General features: G+C 32.5%; 17 protein-coding genes. 15 read left to right on the top strand and 2 right to left on the bottom strand.

Annotation, left to right across the window (positions count from 1 at the left end):
* The first annotated feature begins 1 nt into the window (after nucleotide 1).
* From D1816_RS15350 to D1816_RS15330, 5 genes are all read left to right on the top strand, one after another.
* A complete protein-coding gene (locus D1816_RS15350) occupies nucleotides 2-496 on the top strand; it encodes a hypothetical protein (RefSeq protein ID WP_118503973.1) in 495 nt (164 codons plus the stop codon).
* A gap of 113 nt (nucleotides 497-609) precedes the next feature.
* Nucleotides 610-1,398 (top strand): EI24 domain-containing protein, encoded by a 789-nt coding sequence (locus D1816_RS15345; RefSeq protein ID WP_118503971.1) that lies wholly within the window; start codon nucleotides 610-612, stop codon nucleotides 1,396-1,398.
* A gap of 40 nt (nucleotides 1,399-1,438) precedes the next feature.
* Nucleotides 1,439-2,341, top strand: coding sequence for an oxygen-dependent coproporphyrinogen oxidase (gene hemF / locus D1816_RS15340; protein WP_118503969.1), 903 nt, complete (start codon nucleotides 1,439-1,441; stop codon nucleotides 2,339-2,341).
* Nucleotides 2,342-2,422: 81 nt separating this feature from the next.
* Nucleotides 2,423-3,031, top strand: a complete 609-nt coding sequence (locus D1816_RS15335; RefSeq protein ID WP_066319817.1) for a hypothetical protein — start codon at nucleotides 2,423-2,425, stop codon at nucleotides 3,029-3,031.
* Nucleotides 3,032-3,173: 142 nt separating this feature from the next.
* A complete protein-coding gene (locus tag D1816_RS15330) occupies nucleotides 3,174-3,578 on the top strand; it encodes a hypothetical protein (RefSeq protein WP_066319819.1) in 405 nt (134 codons plus the stop codon).
* A gap of 11 nt (nucleotides 3,579-3,589) precedes the next feature.
* Here D1816_RS15330 and D1816_RS15325 read toward each other — a convergent pair whose 3' ends face one another.
* Both D1816_RS15325 and D1816_RS15320 read right to left on the bottom strand, forming a co-directional pair.
* On the bottom strand, nucleotides 3,590-4,897 hold the full coding sequence (locus tag D1816_RS15325) for a PAS domain-containing sensor histidine kinase (RefSeq protein ID WP_232517455.1): 1,308 nt from the start codon (nucleotides 4,895-4,897) through the stop codon (nucleotides 3,590-3,592).
* Between the two features lie 44 nt (nucleotides 4,898-4,941).
* Nucleotides 4,942-6,306, bottom strand: coding sequence for a sigma-54 dependent transcriptional regulator (locus D1816_RS15320; protein WP_066319827.1), 1,365 nt, complete (start codon nucleotides 6,304-6,306; stop codon nucleotides 4,942-4,944).
* A 219-nt stretch (nucleotides 6,307-6,525) separates the two neighbouring features.
* Here D1816_RS15320 and D1816_RS15315 point away from each other — a divergent pair, with 219 nt between their 5' ends.
* From D1816_RS15315 to D1816_RS15270, 10 genes are all read left to right on the top strand, one after another.
* Nucleotides 6,526-7,881, top strand: a complete 1,356-nt coding sequence (locus D1816_RS15315; protein ID WP_118503966.1) for a TolC family protein — start codon at nucleotides 6,526-6,528, stop codon at nucleotides 7,879-7,881.
* 1 nt (nucleotide 7,882) lies between these two features.
* Nucleotides 7,883-9,133 carry an efflux RND transporter periplasmic adaptor subunit gene (locus D1816_RS15310; RefSeq protein WP_118503964.1) on the top strand — a complete coding sequence of 417 codons (1,251 nt, stop codon included), beginning with the start codon at nucleotides 7,883-7,885 and terminating at the stop codon, nucleotides 9,131-9,133.
* 31 nt (nucleotides 9,134-9,164) lie between these two features.
* Nucleotides 9,165-9,860, top strand: a complete 696-nt coding sequence (locus tag D1816_RS15305; protein WP_066319834.1) for an ABC transporter ATP-binding protein — start codon at nucleotides 9,165-9,167, stop codon at nucleotides 9,858-9,860.
* Nucleotides 9,861-9,892: 32 nt separating this feature from the next.
* The gene (locus D1816_RS15300) at nucleotides 9,893-10,648 is read left to right on the top strand and encodes a head GIN domain-containing protein (protein ID WP_118503962.1); all 756 of its coding nucleotides are present in this window, start codon (nucleotides 9,893-9,895) and stop codon (nucleotides 10,646-10,648) included.
* 43 nt (nucleotides 10,649-10,691) lie between these two features.
* Nucleotides 10,692-13,121, top strand: a complete 2,430-nt coding sequence (locus tag D1816_RS15295; protein WP_118503960.1) for an ABC transporter permease — start codon at nucleotides 10,692-10,694, stop codon at nucleotides 13,119-13,121.
* A 69-nt stretch (nucleotides 13,122-13,190) separates the two neighbouring features.
* On the top strand, nucleotides 13,191-15,572 hold the full coding sequence (locus tag D1816_RS15290) for an ABC transporter permease (RefSeq protein ID WP_118503958.1): 2,382 nt from the start codon (nucleotides 13,191-13,193) through the stop codon (nucleotides 15,570-15,572).
* A 59-nt stretch (nucleotides 15,573-15,631) separates the two neighbouring features.
* A complete protein-coding gene (locus D1816_RS15285) occupies nucleotides 15,632-18,034 on the top strand; it encodes an ABC transporter permease (RefSeq protein WP_118503956.1) in 2,403 nt (800 codons plus the stop codon).
* A 65-nt stretch (nucleotides 18,035-18,099) separates the two neighbouring features.
* Nucleotides 18,100-20,460 (top strand): ABC transporter permease, encoded by a 2,361-nt coding sequence (locus D1816_RS15280; RefSeq protein WP_118503954.1) that lies wholly within the window; start codon nucleotides 18,100-18,102, stop codon nucleotides 20,458-20,460.
* A 24-nt stretch (nucleotides 20,461-20,484) separates the two neighbouring features.
* Entirely contained in the window at nucleotides 20,485-22,917 is a 2,433-nt protein-coding gene (locus tag D1816_RS15275; protein WP_118503952.1) for an FtsX-like permease family protein, read from the top strand.
* Between the two features lie 59 nt (nucleotides 22,918-22,976).
* Entirely contained in the window at nucleotides 22,977-25,361 is a 2,385-nt protein-coding gene (locus tag D1816_RS15270; RefSeq protein WP_118503950.1) for an ABC transporter permease, read from the top strand.
* Nucleotides 25,362-25,377 lie beyond the last annotated feature (16 nt).

The raw sequence follows: 25,377 nt of genomic DNA, 5'->3' as shown, positions 1-25,377 counted from the left end.
TATGAATGTTTGGGGTGTTGTAAGACAATTAAACTTTTGGCAGTTCACTACGTTAGCCAAAATGTTACTTGCTAATCCACTACTTGCATATCCAACGCTTAAGGCTACCAAAAGAGCATTGTATATTTGTGATATTCATTACAAAAAAACGCATCATAAAAATGGAAGGGCTAACGCTTTTCGACATGCGATATGGAGTTTGCTTGTTTGTAAAGAAACTTTAAAAATTACCAAAACTGAAGCAAAATCTATGATTTGGGCTCAGAAAATTACAGATTTACACGAAAAACTGGCCCCTAATGCACCTTTAGAAACAGCAATGGATTTGCATAATAATGCAATGGGAATACAATTTTTTAGCACTTTAGTCAATGCTACAGAAGAAGAAGTTATTCTTTTTTTAAAGAACAAGACCAATTGTGCAATAAAGGTTACCTCTAGTATTGAAATAGCCGATTACCCTAATGATTTGGTCTATATTTTAGAAAATGAATGATTAGAAGTATTGAAAACTCATATTGTATTGAAACAAAATTTAGGAAATGACTACATATATAAAGTAAATAATCAATCATTACTGAAGGTACTTCGGTATTAAAATAGTCACTTATGTTCAAAAACATCATTAACGGAATCAAGGCGTATTTCGGAACATTTAAATTGATTTCAAAATTAGGCTTATGGAAATATTTTGCCATACCTATATTAATTAGTGTAGTCACCGGAATATTAATCATGGTATTGGCGTATTTCTTTTCGGATAATTTAGGTGCTTTTATTGCTAAAATTTGGATTTGGAAATGGGGATCAGAAACATTTGCTACCATTAGTACATATATTGGTGGATTGTTAATTTTAGTATTGGGGTTAGTGCTATATAAACATATTGTAATGGCATTATCTGCTCCGTTTATGAGTCCGGTTTCAGAAAAAATAGAGCACCATCTTTTAGGAAACACCCAACATGAACACCGTAAAACTTCATTTAGTGAGCAGTTATCAAGAGGTATACGTATTAATATGAGAAACTTATTCAAAGAATTATTGTTTATGATTCCGTTAGTAATTTTAAGTTTTATCCCAGTAGTTGGTATAATAGCAACGATACTTATCTTTTTGATACAAGCATACTATGTAGGTTTTGGTAATATGGACTATACTATGGAACGTCATTTTAATTATAAAGAAAGCGTTCAGTTTGTAAGAAAGCACAGAGGTATTGCTATTGGTAATGGTGCTGTATTTGTTATAATGTTGTTTATTCCTATTATTGGTTTTATTATAACATTACCGATATCTGTAGTGGCTGCGTCTAGTGAAACTATAAAGATTTTAGAAGAAAAGAAACTAATTTCAATAAAAGACACATCAGAGTCCCTTCAAAAAATTAAAGAATAAATTTTCACTATTGTGAAAAGAGCTTAAAGAAAATCTAACCATGAGAGATAAATTTTATACCTATATACAAAACCTCCAAGATCGTATAACTTTAAAACTAGAGGAGATTGATGGTAAAGCGAAATTTAAAGAGGATATTTGGAAACGTCCTGAAGGAGGTGGTGGTCGAACTCGCGTTATAGAAAATGGTAATGTATTTGAAAAAGGAGGGGTAAACATCTCGGGTGTAGAGGGAGTTTTACCAAAAGCAATGCAGAGCTATTTTAATGTAGGCGATGTTGATTTTTTTGCTTGTGGTTTATCCCTTGTATTACATCCTAAAAACCCTATGGTGCCAACAGTACATGCAAATTGGAGATACTTTGAAATGTATGATAAAACTGGTACAATAGTAGATAGTTGGTTTGGAGGAGGTCAGGATTTAACACCGTATTATTTGTTTGAAGAAGACGCAAAACACTTTCATCAAATTTGTAAAACATCATGTGATAAACATCACCCTGAATTTTATCCCACGTATAAGAAAAAATGTGATGAATACTTTTATAATGCACATCGAGGAGAAGGTAGAGGTATAGGAGGTTTGTTTTTTGATTACTGTAAAGCAAATGACGAGATGTCAATGTCTAATTGGTATGATTTTGTAACAGAAATAGGGGATAGTTTTTTAGATGCGTATGTGCCAATTGTAGAAAAACGAAAAAAGATAGCATATACAGATGCACAAAGAAATTGGCAAGAAATTCGACGCGGACGTTATGTCGAATTCAATTTGGTTCATGATAAAGGAACATTATTTGGATTAAAAACAAATGGCAGGATTGAGAGTATTTTAATGAGCTTGCCACCCCATGTACAATGGCGTTATGACCATAATCCAGAACCGGAAAGCGCTGAATCAAAACTAGTTAAAGTGCTTAAAAATCCCGTTGAATGGCTATAATTCAATATTTTTTCTTATATTGCGTACGAATTAATGACGGTAACCTATGTTAAAACCGTAATTTATTAACACAAACGCCCTATGAAAAAATTTCTACTATTGATCACAACAGCCGTCCTTATTGTAGGCTGCGACTTTACATCTAAAAAACCTGGATTCGTCAAGTTTTCTAAAAACACAATCGAGTTTAAGAATAATACCATTGTTCTTACTAGTGATTATGCTAAGACTTCTACAGATGAATTTAAGCAAAAATTAGATTTATTAGACGAGAGTAAACTTAAATTCAAAAAAGTTGCACTTGCCGAATTAAAGAAAATAGAAGATAAAAAAGTCGACTATGAGATATTTATAGATGTTAAAAATGTCGAAAACTATGTTTTCATTTATACGTGTGATTTTTACAAGTTAGATGAGCATAGAGCAGCAAGAGTTGTACAAGCTCTTAGCGATCAAAGAAAAGATGAGGCCAATGTACAAGAAGTGAAGTATAGAAGAATTCACGGACGTTTCTTCTTTACACCTACGTCAAAAGTTGTTAAGCTTAAGTATTTAAAAGCATACAAAAAAGACAGAAAGTTTCAAACAGAGTATATCGTAGCGTCAAAATCTGGAGGTATTGGATTACTGATTAGTAATCTTAAGGATATTGATTTTGAAAACTCGGTAAAGCATTTGGCATCAAAATAATATAAAGAGGCTTCTCTTTATATTAAAAAATTAAAATGGTATCTAGATAACCACATTTGTGTTGTCTAGATACCATTTTTTGTATCTTTTCTTTTTATTCAATTTACTACAATAAATAGTTCTAATTCAAAAGATCTTATATATGAAAAGAATAATAGTACTACTACCTATAGTTTTTATCATAAGCTGTGCAAGAACATTAGAACCTACGGCAGAAAACGTAAATAAAATATTTGCTTCAAAGGATTTTACATTTGAATTTAATACGGCAACTGGTAACTGTAAATCGTTAAGTTTTAGGAATGATTATTTGGTTTACAAAAGTGACAAGCCCACATTTAGAAGAGAAGTCACTTATGATGAGGTACTTTTGATTAATCAATTTATTCAGAAAATTGTAAATCTACATTCTACCTCCTTAGATCCAAAAACTTCATCATATTACGTGATAAAAAATACAGCATATACCACTACTATAGTTCCTGATCAAGAAGACTATTATTTTGAGGCATTACTCAAAACCTTAAAATTGGATCAAATACACTGAGTGAATACAAATTATTCAAAAAGCAATGTAAAAGTTGTTTCCTTATTTGGTAGGGAATAGAGTTTCAAGCTCCCTCCATGAAGATGCATGATTTGTTTAGAGAGACTTAAACCAATTCCGGTTCCGTCATTTTTAGTGGTAAAAAACGGAACAAAAATCTCATTAATTAGTTCTGTTGGTATTCCGGGACCATTGTCTTTAACAATAATATATTTTTTGTTATGTTCTGCAGTACCTGATATGATTTGTAAATGAGGATTATCAGTTTCCTTTAAGGCTTGTATGGCATTTTTTGCAAGATTTAATAATACTTGTGTTATTAATTTTTCATCTGCATATATTTCTAAATCTTCGGTAGTATTGATCACGTCAAAACTAATAGTATTAAATCCCATTTCATGGCTAGACAGCACTTTTACTTTATCTAAAAGTGTTTCTACTTTGATTAGTGACTTATCAGGAGTAGGGACATTTAGAAAACTTCTATAAGATTGTACGAAACTCATTAAATCTTTCCCCTGATTTTTAATAACTTCTAATCCTTTTGCGGTGTTTTTTACTTTATCATCATCAAGATCTTCAGCCAATAATACACCATTAGAGCCCTTATAATACCTTAAAATAGATTCGGATATAGAGGTGATAGGTGTTACAGAATTCATAATTTCATGTGTCAATACTCGTATTAGTTTTATCCAGGAATCTGTTTCATTTTTGTCTAATTCATTATTAATATCTTGTATGGTTATCAAGTTTAATTTTTCTTTATTTAAAACAATCTCATTAGATTTAATTGCGAGTTGGATCGTCTCTCGTTCATTTGTTAATTGAAAAAGCTGTCGCTCAAAAGGCTCAATGTTCTCAAACATCGCATATAATTTTTTATCAATTTGATCCAATTGTTTGATATGATTTAATGGCGTATAGTTTAGCAATTTCTCGACTTCGGGATTTGCAAAAAGAATATGTCCTTTTTTGTTAAATGTTAGAATACCAATTTCGGCCTGTTTTAAAATCTCTCTATAATATTGTTCCTGAGCTTGATTGTCTAAATACACTTTTTGCATAATTCCATTCAATGAATTAAGACTTTGATTCAATTCATTAAATGATGCTATGTCTCCATTTTCAGGAAAACGAAGTGTGAAATCTTCATTTTTAATAGAATGAAAGAAGAATGCTATTTTTCTATTGTTATAATTTAAATATCGGATTAAAAATATCGTTTGAAATGTAATTATGATTAAAAGAAAAAGAGAGAAAATATACTGTTCTTTAAAAAATAAGAAGGCCATGGCTATTGATACTAGTACAAGCATCGTAACCCTAAATATTAGTTGTCTATAAAAATTTCTACTTACCATTAGCGATCTAATTTCTTCATTTTATTATAAAGTGTCTGTCTAGAAACTCCTAATTGACTAGCGGCGGCACTATAATTTCCGTTATGCTGATCAAGAGCTTTTGTAATCATCAAGTGCTCCATCTCATCTAGAGTTTCTGGCCCTTTTTCAAAAGACATTTCTTTTGTAGTACTTAATAGAAAATCTGTTGGTTTTAATACATTTCCTTCGCATAAAATCACAGCTCTCTCTATGGTATGTTGTAACTCTCTTACATTACCAGGCCATCGATAAGCTAATAATTTTTCTTCGGCAAAGTTGTTTATTCTAAGTGCTGGTTTATTATATTTTGACCCGAATTTTTTTAAATAGAAATCTGCTAAAATTAAAATATCATTCCCTCGCTCTCGTAGTGGTGGTACTTCTATATGAATTGTATTAATTCTGTATAGCAAATCTTCTCTAAAAACGCCATCCGCGACCATTTGGTTAAGGTTGCAATTGGTTGCGCATATTAACCGAATATCTACAGGTATTGTTTTGTTAGATCCTACTCGTACAATAGTTCTATTTTGAATCGCTGATAATAATTTGGCCTGAGTTTGAAGTGATAGGTTTCCTATTTCGTCCAGAAACAGGCTTCCCTTATTGGCAGCTTCAAATTTTCCTGCTCGATCTTCTTTGGCATCTGTAAAAGCACCTTTGGTATGACCAAAAAGTTCACTTTCGAATAAGGTTTCTGATATCGAACCCATATCCACTCCAATAAAAACTTCTTTTTGTCTAACAGAAAGTCGATGTAACTCACGAGCAATAAGCTCTTTTCCTGTTCCGTTTTCTCCAGTAATTAATACGTTAACATCTGTTTTGGCAACTTTAGTCACTAGATTTAGTACAGCAGTAAGTGCTTTCGAGTTACCAATGATAAAATTACTATCCTGATTAATTACCTGTTTAAGATGGGATTCTTTCTGCTTTAGTTCTTGAACTTCGTTTTGAGACTTTCGTAATAAATATGCCGATTTTATAGTGGCTAATAGTTTTTCGTTGTTCCAGGGTTTTAACACAAAATCAGTAGCACCTTCTTTTAAAGCCTTTACAGCAAGGTCAACAGCGCCATAAGCAGTCATCATAATTACAGAAATTAGTGGCGCTTTCTTTTTGATTTCTCTAAGCCAAAATAATCCTTCGTTACCAGTATTAACACCAGCAGAAAAATTCATATCCAGCAATACAATATCAAAAGTATTTAAATCCTTAAAAGAAGAGATTTGATTAGGGTTAGAAATTGTTTCTACGTTCTTAAATTCGAATTGTAATAAAATTTCTAGCGCACTTAAAAGGCTCTTATTGTCATCTATGACTAAGATTTTTCCATCTTGCATGATATACGGTTTCAATTAATACATTAAAACTACAAATCTTAATGCATACACCAATACAAGTGTAAAATAATTAGACACTATTTGTATAAATATTTTACATTCGTCTAATCCATAATTTTGAATTTTAATCATAAAAACTTGTTAATCAGGTAGTTGATTTTATGGCACGAGATTAGACTATGGTTTGGTATCTAAAAAGTATTTTAAGTATTGAAACTAATGAATAATAAAAACCAAATAGTATTTTTTCTCTTGATCTTCGTGGTTCATACGATGTGCTCACAGAAATCATGGTCACTAGATGAATGTGTGACATATGCTGTAAGTCATAATTTACAACTTAAAGATTTTAAATATAATCAAGATTCAAATAAAGAGACATATAAACAATCTATAAGAAGTCTATTACCTAATATAAGTGCATCATCAAATTATATTAAAAACTTTGGTAGATCAGCTAACCCAAATACAAACATTTTCGAGAACACAGAATTTGTTTCAAATAATTACAATTTAAATGCAGAATTAGAATTGTTTAGAGGTTTTCAAAAAGTAAATACTATTAAAGCCACTAAGTTTTTATATAAAGCGGCAAATGAAGAAAGGCTACAACAAGAATATTTATTAGCTTTTAGAGTAATGTCTGCATTTTATGATATTCAATTTATGCAAGGACTGCTAGACATCTCTCGAGAACAAGTGCAGGTTTCACAAAACAACCATAATTTGGTTAAGAGACAAGTAGAATTGGGGCAAAAAGCAAAAGCCGACTTGTACGAAGCAGAATCAGCATTATTGGCGGATCAATTATTAGTAACTCAAAATGAAAATAATATAATTGCAGCAAAACTTACTTTGATTCAAGAAATGAACTTAGAAGATGCTACAACGATAACGATTAAATCAACTCCCGTAGCAATTGATCAGAATGAAGTTCTCGTAGATAAGAATAAAGATTCTATTTTTAATACGGCAAAAGATTTTGTACCTATTATTAAGGCTCGAGAGCTTAGAACAAAGGCAGCTAAGAAACAGTTGTCTGCCGCTAGAGGAAACTTATACCCGTCATTATCATTATTTGCAGGTTACGGTTCAAGATATGTAGATAATGGTTTAGATGACGCAGGAGAACTTATTCCTTTTAATACACAAATAAAGGACAACGCAGCACAATTTGTAGGTGTTTCTATAAACATACCAATTAGTAATGCATGGTCTAATCGTTCAAGAGTTAAACAACAAAAAGTAGCATTAATGCGAGCAGAAAATAATTATGACATTCAAAAACAAGAATTGTATCAATTAATTCAGCAATTAGTGCAAGAAGGAAATGCATTATCAAGAGAATATAAGCAAAGCGAACAAAGAATGGATGCTCAAGTATTAACTTTTGAAATTGCACAAAAACGATATGAAAAAGGATTAATAAGCGCCATAGAATTAAACCAATCAAAAAATTTACTAGCTAATTCACAAAACGAAAATTTACAGGTACAACTTCGATTAAAAGTAAATGAAAGCACACTAGACTTTTACAAAGGATTACCCGTATTTAATATAAACAGAGCACAATAAAATGGATATAAAAATTGAAAAGAAAAAAGGACTAAGACCTAAACACTACGGATATATTGTTATAGGTGTGATACTGTTCTTTGTAGGGTGGAAAATGGTTTTCGGAAACTCGGCAGCCACCTTTAGAACAGAAAAGGAAAAACTATCGATAGCCAATGTTTCCTTCGGAAAGTTTGATGATTATATCACCATTAATGGCGCTGTAGCACCTATAAGCACTATATATATGGATGCCTATGAAGGTGGACGAGTAACAGAAAAGCTTATCGAAGAAGGAGCGATGGTCAAAAAAGGAGATATCATCCTGACTTTAGAAAACAGAGGTCTTTATGAGCAGATATTAGCAAGTGAAAATAATCTTGCATTAAAACAAAATGATCTGCGATCTACAAAACTTACTTTTGATTCTAGACAAGTAGAAGGTCGAAAAGATTTGGTTAACTCTAAATATGAATTACAAAAACTAAAAAGAAATTACGAGCAAAGTAAAGCATTGTATGAAGATGAGTTAATCTCAAAAGAAGAATACCTAACTGCCAAAGAAAATTTTGAACTTTCGCAAAAACAATTTGATATTATCAAAGTGCAAACCGATCAAGATAACGTATTACGCAGCACTTCTTTAAATGAACTGGATGCGGATCTGGCAAGAATGAAAAAGACATTATCGATGGTATATGAACGTATAGATCATTTAAATGTTAGAGCTCCTGCAGATGGTCAATTAGGATTTTTAGATGCAGAAATAGGGCAAAGTATAGCACAAGGCCAACGTATAGGTCAAGTAAATGTATTAACGGATTATAAAATTGAAGCTACTATTGATGAGCATTATATTGATAGAGTGAAAAGAGAATTAACAGCAATACTTGAACGTAATGGCAAAGAATATCAACTACGTTTACGCAAGGTATACCCCGAAGTAAGAAATGGAAAATTTAAAGTTGATTTAGTCTTCGTAGATCAAAAACCAGAAACGATACGATCAGGACAAAGCTATAACATTAAGCTACAATTAGGAGCATCTAATGATGCTATGCTACTACCAAGAGGAAGCTTTTTTCAAAGTACAGGAGGGCAGTGGATTTTTGTAGTAGATGCCTCTGGAGAAGTAGCCTGGAAAAGACCCATAAGAATTGGTAAGCAGAACTCTAGATATTATGAAGTATTAGAAGGTTTAGAAGCGGGAGAAAAAGTAATTACTTCAAATTATGATAGTTTCGGAGATGCCGAAAAAATAATATTAAAATAAGCAATACACTAAAAAATAAAACAATCAAAAAATGATACAGATAGAAAACTTAAAAAAGAGTTTTAGAACCGAAGAGGTTGAAACCTTGGCCTTAAATAGTGTAAATCTGAAAGTAGAAGAAGGAGAGTTCGTTGCCATTATGGGACCGTCTGGTTGTGGGAAATCTACGTTGTTAAACATTATTGGAATGTTAGATAATCCAAATGAAGGCAGTTATCACTTTAATGGTCATGAAGTAGGAGGATTAAAAGAAAATCAACGTACCAAAATTAGAAAAGGAAACCTAGGGTTCGTTTTCCAAAGCTTTAACCTGATCGATGAACTTACAGTTTTTGAAAATGTAGAATTACCGCTTATTTACTTAAATATGAAAAAAAGTGAGCGAGAACAAAAAGTAAGACAAGTATTAGAACGTATGAAAATTGCACATAGAGAAAAACATTTTCCTCAGCAATTATCAGGAGGACAACAACAACGTGTAGCAATAGCAAGAGCAGTTGTTACTAATGCAAAATTAATATTGGCAGATGAACCAACAGGAAACCTAGATTCTAAAAATGGTATTGAGGTTATGAATTTGCTAACAGAACTTAATCAAGAAGGAACAACCATAGTAATGGTTACCCACTCAGACAGAGACTCACATTATGCACATAGAGTGATAAATCTGTTTGATGGTCAAATCGTAACAGAAAGTCAAAACAAACCTTTCGGGGTTAACGCATAAATCTCATTCATTAACATCAAAAAAATAAACTCATGATAAAGTATATAGCACATTTAATACTCGCAATTTCAATGTTTTTAATGCACATCATAGGTTATGGGCAAACAAAAACTGTACAGGTAAACCATTTTGATAGTGCAATAATAAGCCCACACATTCAAGTAACATTTAAACAAGGAGATGCAGAACGCGTAATTATTGAAAGTTCAAAAGTTTCTCAAGAAAAAATCAATATCGAAAATGAAGGTAAAACACTTAGAATTTATCTTGATGGAGCAAAAATGGTCACTAAGAATGTAAAAACAAAGAGAGACGAGTGGAACAATCGCAAAAAACCACTTTATAAAGATACACAAGTGGTAGCAACAGTAATCTACAAAGAGCTTAAAGATCTATCGATTCGTGGAGAAGAGATTATAAAGTGTGAAAGTTTAATAGAGCAAGATGGTTTTAGATTAAAAGCATACGGAGAATCTAAAATTACTATGAACGCACTTAAAGTTAACAATCTAAATGTTACTATGTATGGCGAAAGTTATTTAGAACTTAAAGAAGGTACTGTAAATAATCAAAAATATACAGTATATGGCGAAGGCAAAATAAATACACTAGGTATCGCTAATGAAAACACAAAAATAACAGCTTATGGAGAAGGTAATTTTAGAGTAAATGTTTCAGACCACTTAAAAGTGACTGCATTTGGAGAAGCAACAGTAGCTTATAATGGAAACCCATCTATAAACAAAGGAATAGTAATAGGAAGAGCCGTCATTCAAAAAATGAACTAAGTATTCATTAATCAAATCAATTCATCATCAAAAAACGACAGTTATGTTTAAGAATTATATCAAAATAGCCTGGAGAAGTCTTCTGAAAAATAAACTTCAGACCACCATAAATTTATTAGGACTTACAGTAGGAACTATATGTTGCTTAAGCATAATTGTCTTTGTATTAGCACAGTTGGGTTATGATACTCATCATGAAGATACAGAATCGTTGTATCGCATACGCACAGTAATTACAGGAAATGGTAATGGTGGTGCAGATTTTAATTCAGCAACAAGCTCTCCACCTATTGCTTTTGCCATGAAGGAAGATTTTCCAGAAGTGGTAGAAGCCTGTAGAATTGTTTACTTTGGAGAAGGTAATGATGCACTTATCAAAGTTCAAAATAGCAACAATAGTTATTATGAATCAAGAGGGTATCTTGCCGATTCTACTTTTTTCAAACTATTTAACTATTCATTTGTAGAAGGACGACCATCGGGAGCCTTAACGCGACCAAATACAATAGTACTATCATCAACACTAAAAGAAAAATTATTTGGAAACCAAAATTCAGAAAACCAAACACTTGTGTTAGGAAGTGGAGAAAATGAAATAAAGGTAATAGTAACGGGTGTTTTTGACGATAGCACTAAAAAATCTCACCTTAATCCAAATTATATTTTAAGTATGAATTCTCCTGGATTGGGAGAGTTTGTAAGAAATGAACAGAATTTTGCTACTCAAAACTTTGTACATAGTTATGTAAAGTTACTTCCAGGTTCTGAGCAAAAACAGTTAGAGCGTAAATTGCCTAATTTTATACAAACTCGTGGTGGTCAAAATCTAGCAGATGTTGGATTTGATAAATCTTTGTTTCTGCAAAAAGTAAAAGATATTCATTTGTATTCTAAAGGAATATCTAATCAAATTGATAAAGTTTCTAATATTCAGTATTTATATTTATTGTTGATCTTAGCCTTGTTTATTCAATTAGTTGCCTGTGTAAATTTCATCAATCTTAGTACAGCAAGAGCTAATAAACGAGCTAAAGAGATAGGAGTTAGAAAAGCAGTAGGAGCTAATAAAGGGTCTTTAGTTCGTCAATTTTTAGGAGAATCTGTTTTACTTTCGTTTTTGGCATTACTTATTAGTATTCCTTTAACGGCGGTAGTATTACCCTTTGTAAATATATTGACTAAAGGAAATATAGAATATACTGCTTTGTTCCAAATTGAGGCTTTATTACCATTAGTAGTTTTAAGTATTGTTAGCGGTTTATTTGCAGGTGCATATCCAGCACTGGTTTTGTCATCGATAAAACCGATTAAAGTACTAAAAGGAACCATTAATGTATCATCAGGAAATGGAAATTTCCGTAAGGCATTGGTCGTTTTCCAATTTATAGTTTCTATCACCCTAATTATTGCAGTAATAGTAGTGAATAAGCAAGTAAAATATTCACAAAATTTGGATATGGGATTTGATAAAGAAAATCTCATAGCAATTCGATTAGGTACCGATGAAACCGTGAGCAGATTTAGTGCATTACGATCACAGATATTAAATGTTTCGGGGGTATTAGATGCAGCAGGAAGTAATCATTACCCATCAGAATTTATTATGGGAGATTTGGGACTTCATCTTCCAGGAGGTAATCCAGCAAACCAAACCTTGGTAAAATACAATGGCGTTAGCGATAATTATTTTAAAACAGTAGGAACTTCATTTCTTGCAGGTAGAGATTTAAGAGCAAATGATAGTACCCAAATTGTAGTTAATAAAGCAACTATAGATGCATTTAATATTGATTTAGAAAATGCCTTGGCTTCTAAACTTATTCAAACGTATGAGGGTCGGGTTAGTGAGTACGAGATTGTAGGTGTGGTGGATAATTATCATTTCTCATCGCTAAAAGAATCTATAGCTCCAATTATGCTTTTTAATGAAAATGCTCCTGGATGGGTAATCGTTAAAACAGAAACTAAAGATTATAAAACACTATTAGCTAATCTAGAACAAAGTTGGGAATCTACTAATCCAAATACACCGTTTGTGTTTCACTTTATTGATAGTGAAGTTGAAAAGTTATTTGCAGAAGAAAAACGATTAGGTCAAATATCAATTGTATTCACATGTTTGGCAATTTTAATTAGTTGTCTAGGACTTTTTGGACTTATTTCATTCATGGCAGAGCAGAAAAAGAAAGAAATTGGGATCCGCAAAGTATTGGGTGCAAGTGTAGGAAATGTGGTTAATATGCTTACAAAGGATTTTGTGAAATTGGTAGCAATTGCCCTACTTATTGCTGCACCACTTGCTTATTATTATTTAGAAAATTGGTTAGAAGGTTTTGCTTACCGCATTTCGATTGATTGGTGGCTTTTCATACTTGCCGGGGGAATCACAATGGTGATAACTGTATTAACTGTATCGATACAGGCATTTAAAGCAGCTACAGCTAATCCTACCAAAAGTTTAAGAACAGAATAAGTACCTGACAGACCTCGAAGATTTTAAAAACCTTCGAGGTCTTAATCAAATTATAAAATAACAATTATCATGTTTAAGAATTATATCAAAATAGCATTAAGAAACCTTTGGAGAAGACGTGGCTTTTCTCTGATTAATATAAGTGGATTAGCAATTGGCCTTACCGCTGGGTTTCTAATTTTATTATATGTTAATTTTGAATTAAGTTATGATCGTTTTCATACAAAGTCAGACAATATCTATCGAGTTGTAGCAGATTTGAAAACACCCTCGGATCATTTACAATTATCACAACCAGCTTGGGCAGTAGCACCACATTTAGAAGAACAATTCTCCGAAATAGAATCTGCTGTTCGAATTCTAAATATGAATATGTTGGTTCGAAATGATGAAATCAAGTTCAAAGAATCTAATGCTATCGCAGCAGATCCAGCATTTTTTGAAATGTTTGATTTTAAATTATTACAAGGAGACCTTAACACAGTTATTAAAGAGCCTTATAGTATTGTTTTATCTAAAACAACTGCTCACAAATATTTTGGTGACGAAAATCCAATAGGGCAGTCATTAAAAATTACCGAAGACGGATATATCACAAAAATCACTGGCGTGATGGAGGATATTCCTGAAAATTCGCATATCCGCGCAGATATGGTACTATCCTTAACTACATTCACAGAAGATCTGGATAAGGAACTAAACACAGCTTGGGGTAATTATGATCCTGCAGCATACATTTTGGTGAATTCAAACGTCAAAAAAGAGCAGTTAGAACCAAAGTTTGAAGATTTTTTAGAGAGAAATTGTGGAGAAGAAATGAGAGAATTTCAAATGTTTGCTACGCTTTTTTTGGAACCTTTCGAAGATGTCTATTTACATTCGACGCGTGGGGGAAAAGGTGATGGAAACATTAATAATATTTACATTTTCTCTATTGTAGCACTTTTTATTCTTTTGATTGCTAGTATCAACTTTATCAATTTAACCACAGCACGTTCTGTAGAAAGAGCAAAAGAAGTTGGGGTTCGTAAAGTAATCGGTGCAGAAAAAGGACAACTAGCATTGCAATTTGTAGGAGAATCCATTATTATAAGTATTATTGCGTTTATAATTAGTATTGTTTTATCCGTAGTATTTCTTCCTTTATTTAATGCCGCTGCTGGTAAGATAATAAGCTCGGGTGTTTTTTCAAGCGGTATTAATATATTAATACTTTTTTCAATTTCTTTGAGTATTGGAATCCTTGCAGGGTTGTACCCAGCATTTGTATTATCTTCTTTCAGACCAGTAAGTGTTCTTAAAGGAAATTTCTCTACAGGAACCCAAGGTACAATCTTAAGAAAAGGATTGGTGACTACACAATTTACAATATCCATTGCATTAATTATCGGAACCATAATTATTTACAATCAAACCAATTTTATGCGTAATCAAGAATTGGGATTTAGTAAAGAACAATTGTTAATTTTAGAAACAAACGCTTCTCCTAAACAATTGGCATTTCAAAATGCTATTGAAAAACTACCAGGAGTAAAATCTACAAGTCTTGGTTCTAGTGTACCTGGAGGAGGAAATTCTAATGCATATTCAGAAATTGAAAATAAAGCGGGAGAACTTCAAGCAGCCAATCTTGCGCTCTATTTTGTGGATTATGATTATATCTCTCAATTTGAATTAGAACTTGCTGCAGGACGAGGTTTCTCAAAAGAATTTGCCACCGATTCAACAGAAGCAATGGTAATTAATGAAGAAACAGCAAAAATAATGGGGTACAGTAACCCCGAAGAAGCAATTGGAGCCAAATTCAAACAATGGGGAAGAGAAGGACAAGTTATAGGAGTAATAAAGGATTTTCACTTTAGATCTTTACAACAAAATATCAGTCCTATGACCATGAGAATAGAATCGGATAGAAATGATCTTATAGCGGTTAAAATTGCTGGGCAAAATATAAAACAAACAATTGCCTCTATTGAGAGTCAATGGAGCTCTATATTACCTACAGAGCCATTTGATTATTATTTTTTAGATGAATTTTTTGATGAACAATACCGTACCGAAGAACGATTTGGAGACTTGTTTTTAAATTTTGCAATATTAGCAATTCTTATTTCCTGTCTAGGTTTATTGGGACTTGCCGCGTACAGTACGCTTCAAAGAAAAAGAGAAATAGGCGTTAGAAAAGTATTAGGAGCTTCAGTTACCGAAGTAGTACGATTACTATCTAAAGATTTTCTAAAACTGGTAGTGATCGCTTTTTTAATAGCATCACCGATCGCATGGTTTATCATGGATTATTGGTTAAGCGATTTTGCATATCGAATAACCATACAATGGTGGATGTTTGGATTAGCAGGGGTTTTAGCAATTGTTATAGCATTATTAACAGTGAGTTTTCATGCCATAAAAGCATCAGTAGTTAATCCTGTAAAAAGTTTAAGAACAGAATAAAATCAAACAGAACCCCTAAGGTTTTTAAAACCTTAGGGGTTTAGCAAAGAAATAAAATCATGTTTAAGAATTATATCAAAATAGCTTGGAGAAATCTTTTAAAAAACAAAGGATATTCTGCTATAAATATTGGAGGTCTGGCTATAGGCATGACTTGTTTTTTATTGATAACGTTGTTTGTGAGGAATGAACTTTCTTATGATAGTTATCATGAAAATGGTGATAATATATATAGAGTTGTTCACCATAGTAGCAAAGATAATTTAGATGATAGATGGATATGGGGTAATGCGCCAGTTGGAAAAGCTTTAAAAAGTGATTTTTCTGAAGTTATTGAAACAGTTCAATTTTCAGGAAGATCTGATGTGCTGTTAGATTATAATGAACGTTCTTTCCAAGAAGCCAATTGTTTTTATGTAGACCCAACGGTATTCGATGTATTTAGTTGGCCTTTAATTTCAGGAAACCCAGAGACCGCTTTAAAAGCTCCATATTCTATAGTGTTAACCGAGAGCATAGCAAAAAAGTATTTTGGTAATGAGGATCCAATGGGAAAAAGTATTGATGGGGTTGGTGGTAGAGCCAATGATGGCGTATACACGGTTACAGGTGTAATGAAAGATGTACCATCTAATTCACATTTTTCTTTTGATATCCTTATGTCTATGAGCTCCTTTTACCAAACTAGACCAGGTATTTTTGATGCTTGGGGATATGTTGATTTTTATACCTATTTTTTGGTAAACGATAATTTTGATCAAACGGCATTTCAAGATAAGATGCCAGATTTTCTGAAAAAAAACAGACCTGCTGGAGATGCTCAATACTATTATGATCTTTCATTTGAGCCACTAAAAAATATGTATTTAAATTCTAAAGCTGCTCGACAACCAGGAATTACAGGTAACTTATCTAACATTTACATTTTTATTATTATTGGCTTTTTTATACTCGTAATTGCTTCTATTAATTTTATGAATCTTGCTACTGCCCGTTCGTTAGACAGAGCAAAAGAAGTTGGAGTACGCAAAGTAATTGGAGCAGATAAAAAAGGATTGATTTATCAGTTTTTAGGAGAGTCATTACTTATGGGTATGTTATCCGCAGTACTAGGTTTGGTATTGGTGATGATATGTCTTCCTTGGATGAATACAATAACAGGAAAGCAATTTCTAATCAGAGAAATTTTTAATGGTTTTACGCTGTCATTATATTTTGCAACAGCATTTATTACAGGAATATTAGCGGGGAGTTATCCTGCTTTTATATTATCTAACTTTAAACCATCAAGTGTACTTAAAGGAACTTTTAGCACTTCAAAAAAAGGAGTTAATCTTAGAAAGGGGCTTGTTATATTTCAATTTAGTCTTTCTATCGCTTTAATTGCAAGTACTGTAATAGTATATTCTCAGTTAGACTATATGCTAAATAAGAACTTAGGTTTTGATAGAGAACAACAGTTAGTTATAGATTTCAACTGGGATGGTCAAGTACGTGATAATATAGAAACCATTAAAAGAGAGTTTTTAAATCATCCAGATATTAGCTCAGTTTCAGCCTCACGAACTGTTCCAGGAGGTCATTTTCCTGCGGCAGGAACTAATATAGAGACAAAAGAAGGGCCGATGAAAAATTTTGATCCTTTCTTATACGAAATAGATGTTGATTTTATACCTCATTATAATATTGAAATAGTCGCAGGTAGAGCTTATTCTAGAAATTTTGCAACAGATACCATTTCTTCGATGATAATTAATGAAGCTGCTGTAAAAAGTTTTGGGTATACAGATCCATCTGAAATTATAGGAAAACAATTTGAGCAATGGGGTAAAGAAGGTACAATTATTGGGGTAGTTAAAGATTTTAATTATTTATCCTTACACCAAAAAGTAGCTCCCTTAACACTACGATTAGAACCTAGCAGTAGTAGATACTTTTCATTACAAATAAAATCCCAAAATCTTCAGAAAACTATTAAGGATATAAAAGATAAATGGGCTGCTTTAGCTCCGCATCGTCCATTTTTATATAGCTTTTTGGATGATTCTTTTAATACACAATATGAAGCTGATTTTAAGTTTAAAAAGTTATTTACCATCTTTTCATTTCTAGCCATTTTAATTGCTTGTTTAGGTTTATTAGGCTTAGCAATTTATAGTGCCATGCAAAGAACCAAAGAAATTGGTATACGTAAAGTATTGGGTGCAGAAGCTTCGAGTATTGTAAAATTATTGTCAAAAGACTTTATCAAATTGGTACTTATCGCGGTCGTTATAGCGACACCTTTTTCTTGGTACGCTATGCATAAGTGGTTAGGAGGGTATGCATATCGGGTAGAAGTAAATTGGTGGGTATTTGGTATGGCAGGTATGATAGCACTTGCAATAGCAATTTTAACGATAAGCTTTCATGCAATAAAAGCATCAATGGCAAATCCCGTAAAAAGTTTAAGAACAGAATAGCGTAATAGACCACAAAGGTTTTTAAAACCTTTGTGGTCTGAACCATATTATCAAATCACAATATCATGTTTAAAAACTATCTAAAAATCGCTTGGCGAAATTTACTCAGAAACAAGAGTTTCTCTGTATTAAATATTGTTGGACTTTCTATTGGTCTTGCGGTAACGACACTCATAGTGATTTGGGTGAATTTTGAAATTGGGATGGACCAATTTCATGAAAATAAAAATAGAATTTATCAAGTGTATAATCAACATCCGGTAAATGGAGAGATATGGACATGGAATTCTACTCCTAAAATCATGGGACCCATCATCCAAGAGGATTATCCAGAAGTTGAAAGTGCAGTAAGATTACAAGAAGATTCTGAGTTTTTGTTTGCACAAGGTGATGTACGAATAAACGGTAACGGAATTATAACAGACCCAGATTTTCTGAAAATGTTTAGTTTCCCTTTGTTAGAAGGAAGCATAGAAACTGTTCTAGAGGATGTTAATTCGGTTGTTATTACAGAATCTTTTGCAAAAAAAATGTTTGGTAACGTACCCGCAGTAGGTAAAATAGTAAAAGTAGATAACACCGATAGTTTTACGATTAGTGGAGTTTTAAAAGATTTACCATCAAGTACAGCTTTTGAATTTGATTTTTTGATGCCTTGGGCATTTTTAAAACAACGTGGATGGGATGATAAAAATTGGAGCAATAATTCTATTGCCACTTTTGTAATGCTTAAAAAAGAAACCAATCATGCTGCGTTCATAAAACGAATAGAAGGCTTAAGAAAAGTGTATGACAAAGACTCTCCAGAAATGGTAACGTATTTGTACCCATTTACACGTTCCTGGTTGTATTCGAACTTTGAAAATGGTAAGGAAATAGGAGGTAGAATAGATGTGATTAGAATGTTTGGTATCATAGCAAGCATAATTTTGATAATTGCCTGTATAAATTTTATGAACTTGAGTACAGCTCGAAGTGAGAAAAGAGCAAAAGAAGTAGGCGTACGAAAAGTTGTAGGAGCAAGAAGATTGGCACTTGTAAGTCAGTTTTTAGGAGAATCAATATTCATATCATTCATTGCAGCGGTATTTGCCCTTATATTCGTTATAATTGGATTACCTCATTTTGGTGCATTAGTAGAAAAACCATTATCATTAGATTTGACTAATGTTGGATTTTGGATATCGGCTTTTGGGGTAATATGTTTTACTGGTCTTTTGGCGGGTAGCTATCCTGCGTTGTTTCTTTCAGGGTTTAAACCTTCTTCTGTATTAAAAGGAACATTTATTAAGTCAAATGCTGCGGTTACACCAAGAAAAGTTTTGGTGGTTCTTCAATTTTCTGCTGCGATTATATTGATTACTTCTAGTATGATTGTAGCACAACAGTTAAAAAAAGTACAAGACAGACAAACGGGTTATTCTAAAAACAATTTAGTTTATACGTCAATAGAAGGTGATGTAGAAAAAAATTATGCCCTCATTAAAGAAGAATTATTGGCTTCTGGAGCTGCCACTTCAATAACAAGAACTAGTTCTCCAATTACTGAAGGTTGGAGCAATACTTGGGGGTTTGAATGGCAAGGAAAAAACGAAGAAAATAAGATCATAATCCAAAGGTTCGTAGCCGATGAAGATGTGTCAGAAACTTTAGGTGTAGAAATTGTTGAAGGTCGTGATCTGGATTTAGATATGTATCCAACAGATTCTACGGCAGTACTTATTAATGAATCCGCCGCGGCACTAATGAATTTTGATGAGCCTATTGGTCAGATTGTAAAAGATAACGGTATAGACTGGCATATTGTAGGAGTTGCAAAAGATTTTGTGTTAGAATCTCCGTTTCAAAAGATAGACCCAATGGTGATAGAAGGTGCCAAAGCTTGGTTTAATATAATCCATATAAAACTCAATACAGCAAATAGCACTTCAGAAAGTCTTGCCAAAGTAGAAAGTGTATTTCGAAAATACAACCCCGAATATCCATTTGAATACGAATTTGTAGATCAGGAATATGCTCAAAAATTTAACGATGAAAAAAGAACAGGTCAGCTCGTAAGCTTATTTACATTACTTACCATTTTTATTTCCTGTCTAGGTTTATTTGGTCTTGCTAGTTACATGGCAGAAAATAGAATCAAGGAAATTGGAATTCGTAAAGTTTTAGGAGCATCTGTAACTAGTATTACAACATTACTTTCTAAGGATTTCCTAAAGCTGGTTTTAATTGCTATCGTTTTAGCAGTGCCAATTTCCTGGTACTTTATGAATAATTGGTTAGAGGATTTTGCCTACAGAATAAAGATCTCATGGTGGATTTTTGTTTTAGCAGGAGTTGTTGCACTTGCTATTGCTCTTATAACGGTAAGTTATCAAGCAATAAAAGCAGCGATAGTAAACCCTATAAAAAGTTTACGTACTGAGTAATATCATCATCAAAAAAGAATAATTATGTTTAAAAATCATCTTAAAATCGCCTGGCGAAGTCTTAAAAAACAACCCTTTTTTACTTTTCTGAACACTTTTGGATTAGCTATCGGAATGGCAGGAGGCTTACTTATTTCATTATATATCTATGATGAACTAAGTTATGACACAATGTTTGCCGATTCTGATCAAATCTATAGAGTAAATGCTGATATTAAATTTGGTGGTGACGCGCACGAATCGGCAGAAGTATCTGCGCCAATGGCAGCAGCAATGAAAAATGATTTTTCTCAAGTAAAAGTCACAACGAGATTTAGAAATATAGGGAGTGTATTGATCAAAAAAAGCAATGCTGAGTTAAATGCAAAAGAATTACAAGGCACCTATGCAGATGCTACTTTTTTTGAAATGTTTGGTATTGAATTATTGTATGGAGATGTCAAAACAGCCTTAACTAAACCAAATACTTTGGTGTTAACCAAAAGTGCCGCAGAAAAGCATTTCAAATTAGATGAAGCGTTAGGACAGCTGGTTGTACTAGAAAATTCTGAAACATATACCATAACGGGTATTATGGATGATCTTCCACAAAATTCTTTTCTAAAAGATCGCAGTGTTTTTATGGCTATGTCGGGATATGAAGATGCACAAGCGATGGAATGGACTAGCCATAATTATTTCACTTTTGTTAAACTTATTAAAGACACGAATATTGATGATTTTAATGTTTTATTAGAGTCAATGATAGATAAATATATTATTCCTTATGCTCAAGCTTTTTATCCTGGAATAACCAAAGAACAATTTATCGCTTCTGGCAACTATATTAATTATAGTATAATGCCATTGACAGATATCCATTTACATTCCAACAGAATTACAGAATTGAGTCCAAATAGTAGTATGCAAAATGTATATATTCTTTCTTTTATTGGTGTTTTCTTAATTCTTTTAGCCAGTGTAAACTTTATGAATTTATCTACGGCACATTCTCTTAAAAGAGCAAAAGAGGTTGGTGTTCGTAAAACCTTGGGTTCTAGCAGATTTGGTTTAATAAAGCAATTTTTAACAGAATCAGCGATTATTTCTTTTATCTCACTAGTCTTATCAATACTCTTGGCTGTAATAGCACTCCCTTTTTTTAATACACTATCAGGAAAAACAATTGCAATACCTTTTACAAACCCTATATTTTGGTTTATAGTATTTTTAGCTACAGTTGTACTCGGTATTTTTTCTGGAAGCTATCCGGCGTTCTTTATGTCTAAATTTATACCTGTAAAAGTATTAAAAGGATCTGCAGGAGTCAGTAATGGCGGAGGTCGGATAAGAAATTCATTAGTAATTTTTCAGTTTGCAATATCGGTTTTTCTGATTGTAAGCACTTTAGTTGTGTTTCAACAATTAGAATTTATTCAAAATAAGGATATTGGTTATACCAAAGATCAAGTTTTAATTGTTAATGATGCATATGCAGCAGGAAATCAAGTTACTTCTTTTAAAGAAGAGGTTCAGAAGCTTGGACAAGTAGAAAGTGTATCTCTAAGTGGTTACTTACCCACACCTTCTTATAGGAATAATTCTTCATTCTTCAAAGATGGATCTACAGAACAAGAAAATGCAATAAACATGCAGACGTGGGATGTAGATCATGATTATTTAAATACACTTAAGATAGAAATTATTGCAGGACGAGATTTTAATAAGGCGTTTAGCGCTGACTCTTCGGCAATTATTTTAAATGAATCTGCAGTTGCAATTATGGGCTTGCAGCCCGAAGAGGCATTAGGAATTAGGTTGTCTCGAGAATTAGGATCAGAAAACCCTGAATTTTCTAAGGTTATTGGTGTAGTTAAGAATTTTCACTTTGAATCATTACGAGAAGATATAGGCGCATTAAGTCTTAATTTAAGCAGCTCTTCGGGATCAATGTCTGTTAAATTAGCGCCAGGTAATTTTTCAAATACAATTGCAAATATCGAGAATATATGGAATCGAGTAGCTCCAGGTCAACCCTTTAGTTATCGATTTTTAGAAGATTCTTTTAATGATACTTATCAAGCGGAAAAACGGTTAGGACGTGTTTTTATAACATTTACGATACTCTCTATTTTAATTGCATGTTTAGGATTATTTGGATTAGCCGCCTTTAATGCAGAAAAACGGACCAAAGAAATAGGAGTGAGAAAGGTATTGGGAGCAAGTGTTAGTCAAATCTCATATAGACTAACTATAGATTTTCTGAAACTAGTAGGAATCGCTATTCTGGTTTCATTACCGCTTGGTTGGTATGCTATGAATAAATGGTTAGAAGACTTTTCGTACCGAATAGAAATTGGATGGGGAGTATTTGCTACTGCTGCTTTTTTGGCCATAATCATTTCTATACTTACTGTAAGTTATCAAAGTATTAAAGCTGCTATTGTAAACCCTATAAAGAGTTTAAGAACAGAATAAAGTCATGATAACCCTGAAGGTTTTTTTTAAACCTTCAGGGTTATTAAAAAAACAAAACTATGTTTAAAAATCACTTAAAAATCGCCTGGAGAAACCTTCGTAAGAGAAAAGTATTTGCCTTTATTAATATTCTTGGATTGGCATTGGGATTTGGCTGTACTATTTTAATATTCTTATATGTTAGTCATCATCTGCAATTTGATACATTTCATAATAATGCGGATCGTATTTACCGTGTCGTAACCGAAGAACATCGTGATGATATAGAATATGATGCAGCTGTTCCTCCAGGGTTTGCAAAAGCGTTTGAGTTGGATTATGATTATGCAGAAAAAGTAGCTAGTTTTTATATCAGAAAAAATTGGCAAGTTAATGGCTCTGATGGTAATGAGGAAAAACGTTTTAAAGAAGATATTGCATTTGCAGAACCTGAGTTTTTTGATATTTTGAATTTTCCTTTATTAGAAAAATTAGGAGATCAAACACTTGCAGAACCAAATACGGCATATATAACAGAGAGATTTGCTAAAAAAATGTTTGGAGATCAAAATGCATTAGGGCAAACTTTTGTTCTTGATAATAATCAGACCATTTCTGTAATCGGTGTTCTTAAAAATTTACCAGAGAGAACACTTATAGAAGCTAGTATTTTTCCATCATTTATAACATTAAAAAGTTATGATGATTTTGTGTCTAGCGGCTCTTGGGGTGGTATTAATAGTAGCTTAATGTGTTTTACATTATTAAGACCTAATCAAAATATTGCTCAAATAGAAAATAGACTAGTAGAATTGGTGACGAAGCATCGTTCTAAAAGTAAAAATGTACATCGTTATAAATTGCAAGCGCTTAATGATATACATTTTAATAATAAATATGGAGGAATAAATGTTAATCTGCTTTGGATCTTCTCTTTAATAGGTTTTTTCTTAATTGTAGTTGGCTGTATTAACTTTATAAATATTTCTACTGCACAAGCATTTACACGTTCTAAAGAAATTGGAATTCGAAAAGTACTAGGAGGTTTTAGACAACATCTTTTTTGGCAGTTTATTTCAGAGACGTTTATTATTAGCCTTTTTGCTATGGTAGTTGGTTTAGTAATTGCAGCTGCAACTTTACCATCATTTAATACACTTTTTGGACTTGATCTTTCTATACAATCACTACTAGAATTCAAAATAATAGGTTTTATAATAATATTGCTCGTAATAGTTGCTCTTTTTGCAGGTAGCTATCCTGGAATATTATTAGCAAGAATCCTTCCCACCTTAGCACTTAAAGGAAAACTAACTGAAAAAGATACTGGTGGAAAACTAACTAGAAAAATCTTGGTAACCGCACAGTTTACAATTTCAATTGTTCTTATAGTAGCTACAGTTATTATCGGAAAGCAGATAAAATATGCTGTTAATGCTGATTTAGGTTTTGAAAAAGATGCCATTATAATGATCGAGATTCCAGAAGATATAAAATATGTTAAGTTAAAAGGATTAAAGGAACGTATTACGAAACTTTCTGGAGTAGAAAAAATGACAGCATGCTTATCTAGCCCAGGAGCTTCTTACAATAATTGGGGTACAGGAATAAAATACAATAACCGAGCAGAGGCAGAGGAATTCTCAATTTCGGCTAAACTAGCCGATGCTGATTACATCAAAACTTTTGGATTAGAAATAATTGCAGGACGTAACTTTTTCCCAACAGATTCGGTAACAGAATTAGTAGTAAATGAAAGGCTAGCTCAAAAATTAGGACTTGAGTCGCCAGATGAGTTAATCGGAAAGAGAATAGAAGTAAATGGAGGAGATACCAAAGGTACCATTGTAGGTGTTGTTGCAGATTTTCATGATCGCAATTTTCAAAGAAGTATTAGTCCAATTTTTATAGCACCTTACGTTAGTGGGTACTCTAATTTTGCAATTAAAATTCAAGGTAAAAACGCAAAATCTACCTTGGCAGAAGTCGAAAAATTGTGGCAAGAAGTATTTCCAAAATACATTTATGAATTCACATTCATGGATGAGCGTGTCGCAGAGCAATATGCCGACGAACAACGCTTTTTATCAATGTCAAAACTGTTTTCTGCACTGGCAATTTTTATTAGTTGTTTAGGGCTTTATGGATTGATTTCATTTTTTGTAGCTCAACGTAAAAAAGAAATAGGTATTAGAAAAGTACTAGGAAGTAAGGTAAGTGATATTTTGATCTTGTTTACACAAGATTTCTTTAAACTCATTTTTGTTGCAGGTATTATCGCATCACCATTAGCATGGTATTTTATGGATAACTGGCTTCAAAATTATCAATATAGAATCGCAATAGACTGGTGGATATTTGCCTTGGCAATAGGAAGTATAGTGCTAATCACTTTTGTGACAATAAGCTATCAAGCATTAAAAGCAGCAACCGCAAATCCTATCAAAAGTTTGAGGACAGAGTGAATTATCAACTTAGGTT

The sequence above is a fragment of the Aquimarina sp. AD10 genome (assembly GCF_003443715.1).
GTDB classification, from domain to species: Bacteria; Bacteroidota; Bacteroidia; order Flavobacteriales; family Flavobacteriaceae; genus Aquimarina; species Aquimarina aggregata.
This window is presented reverse-complemented; position numbering and strand designations above follow the sequence as displayed.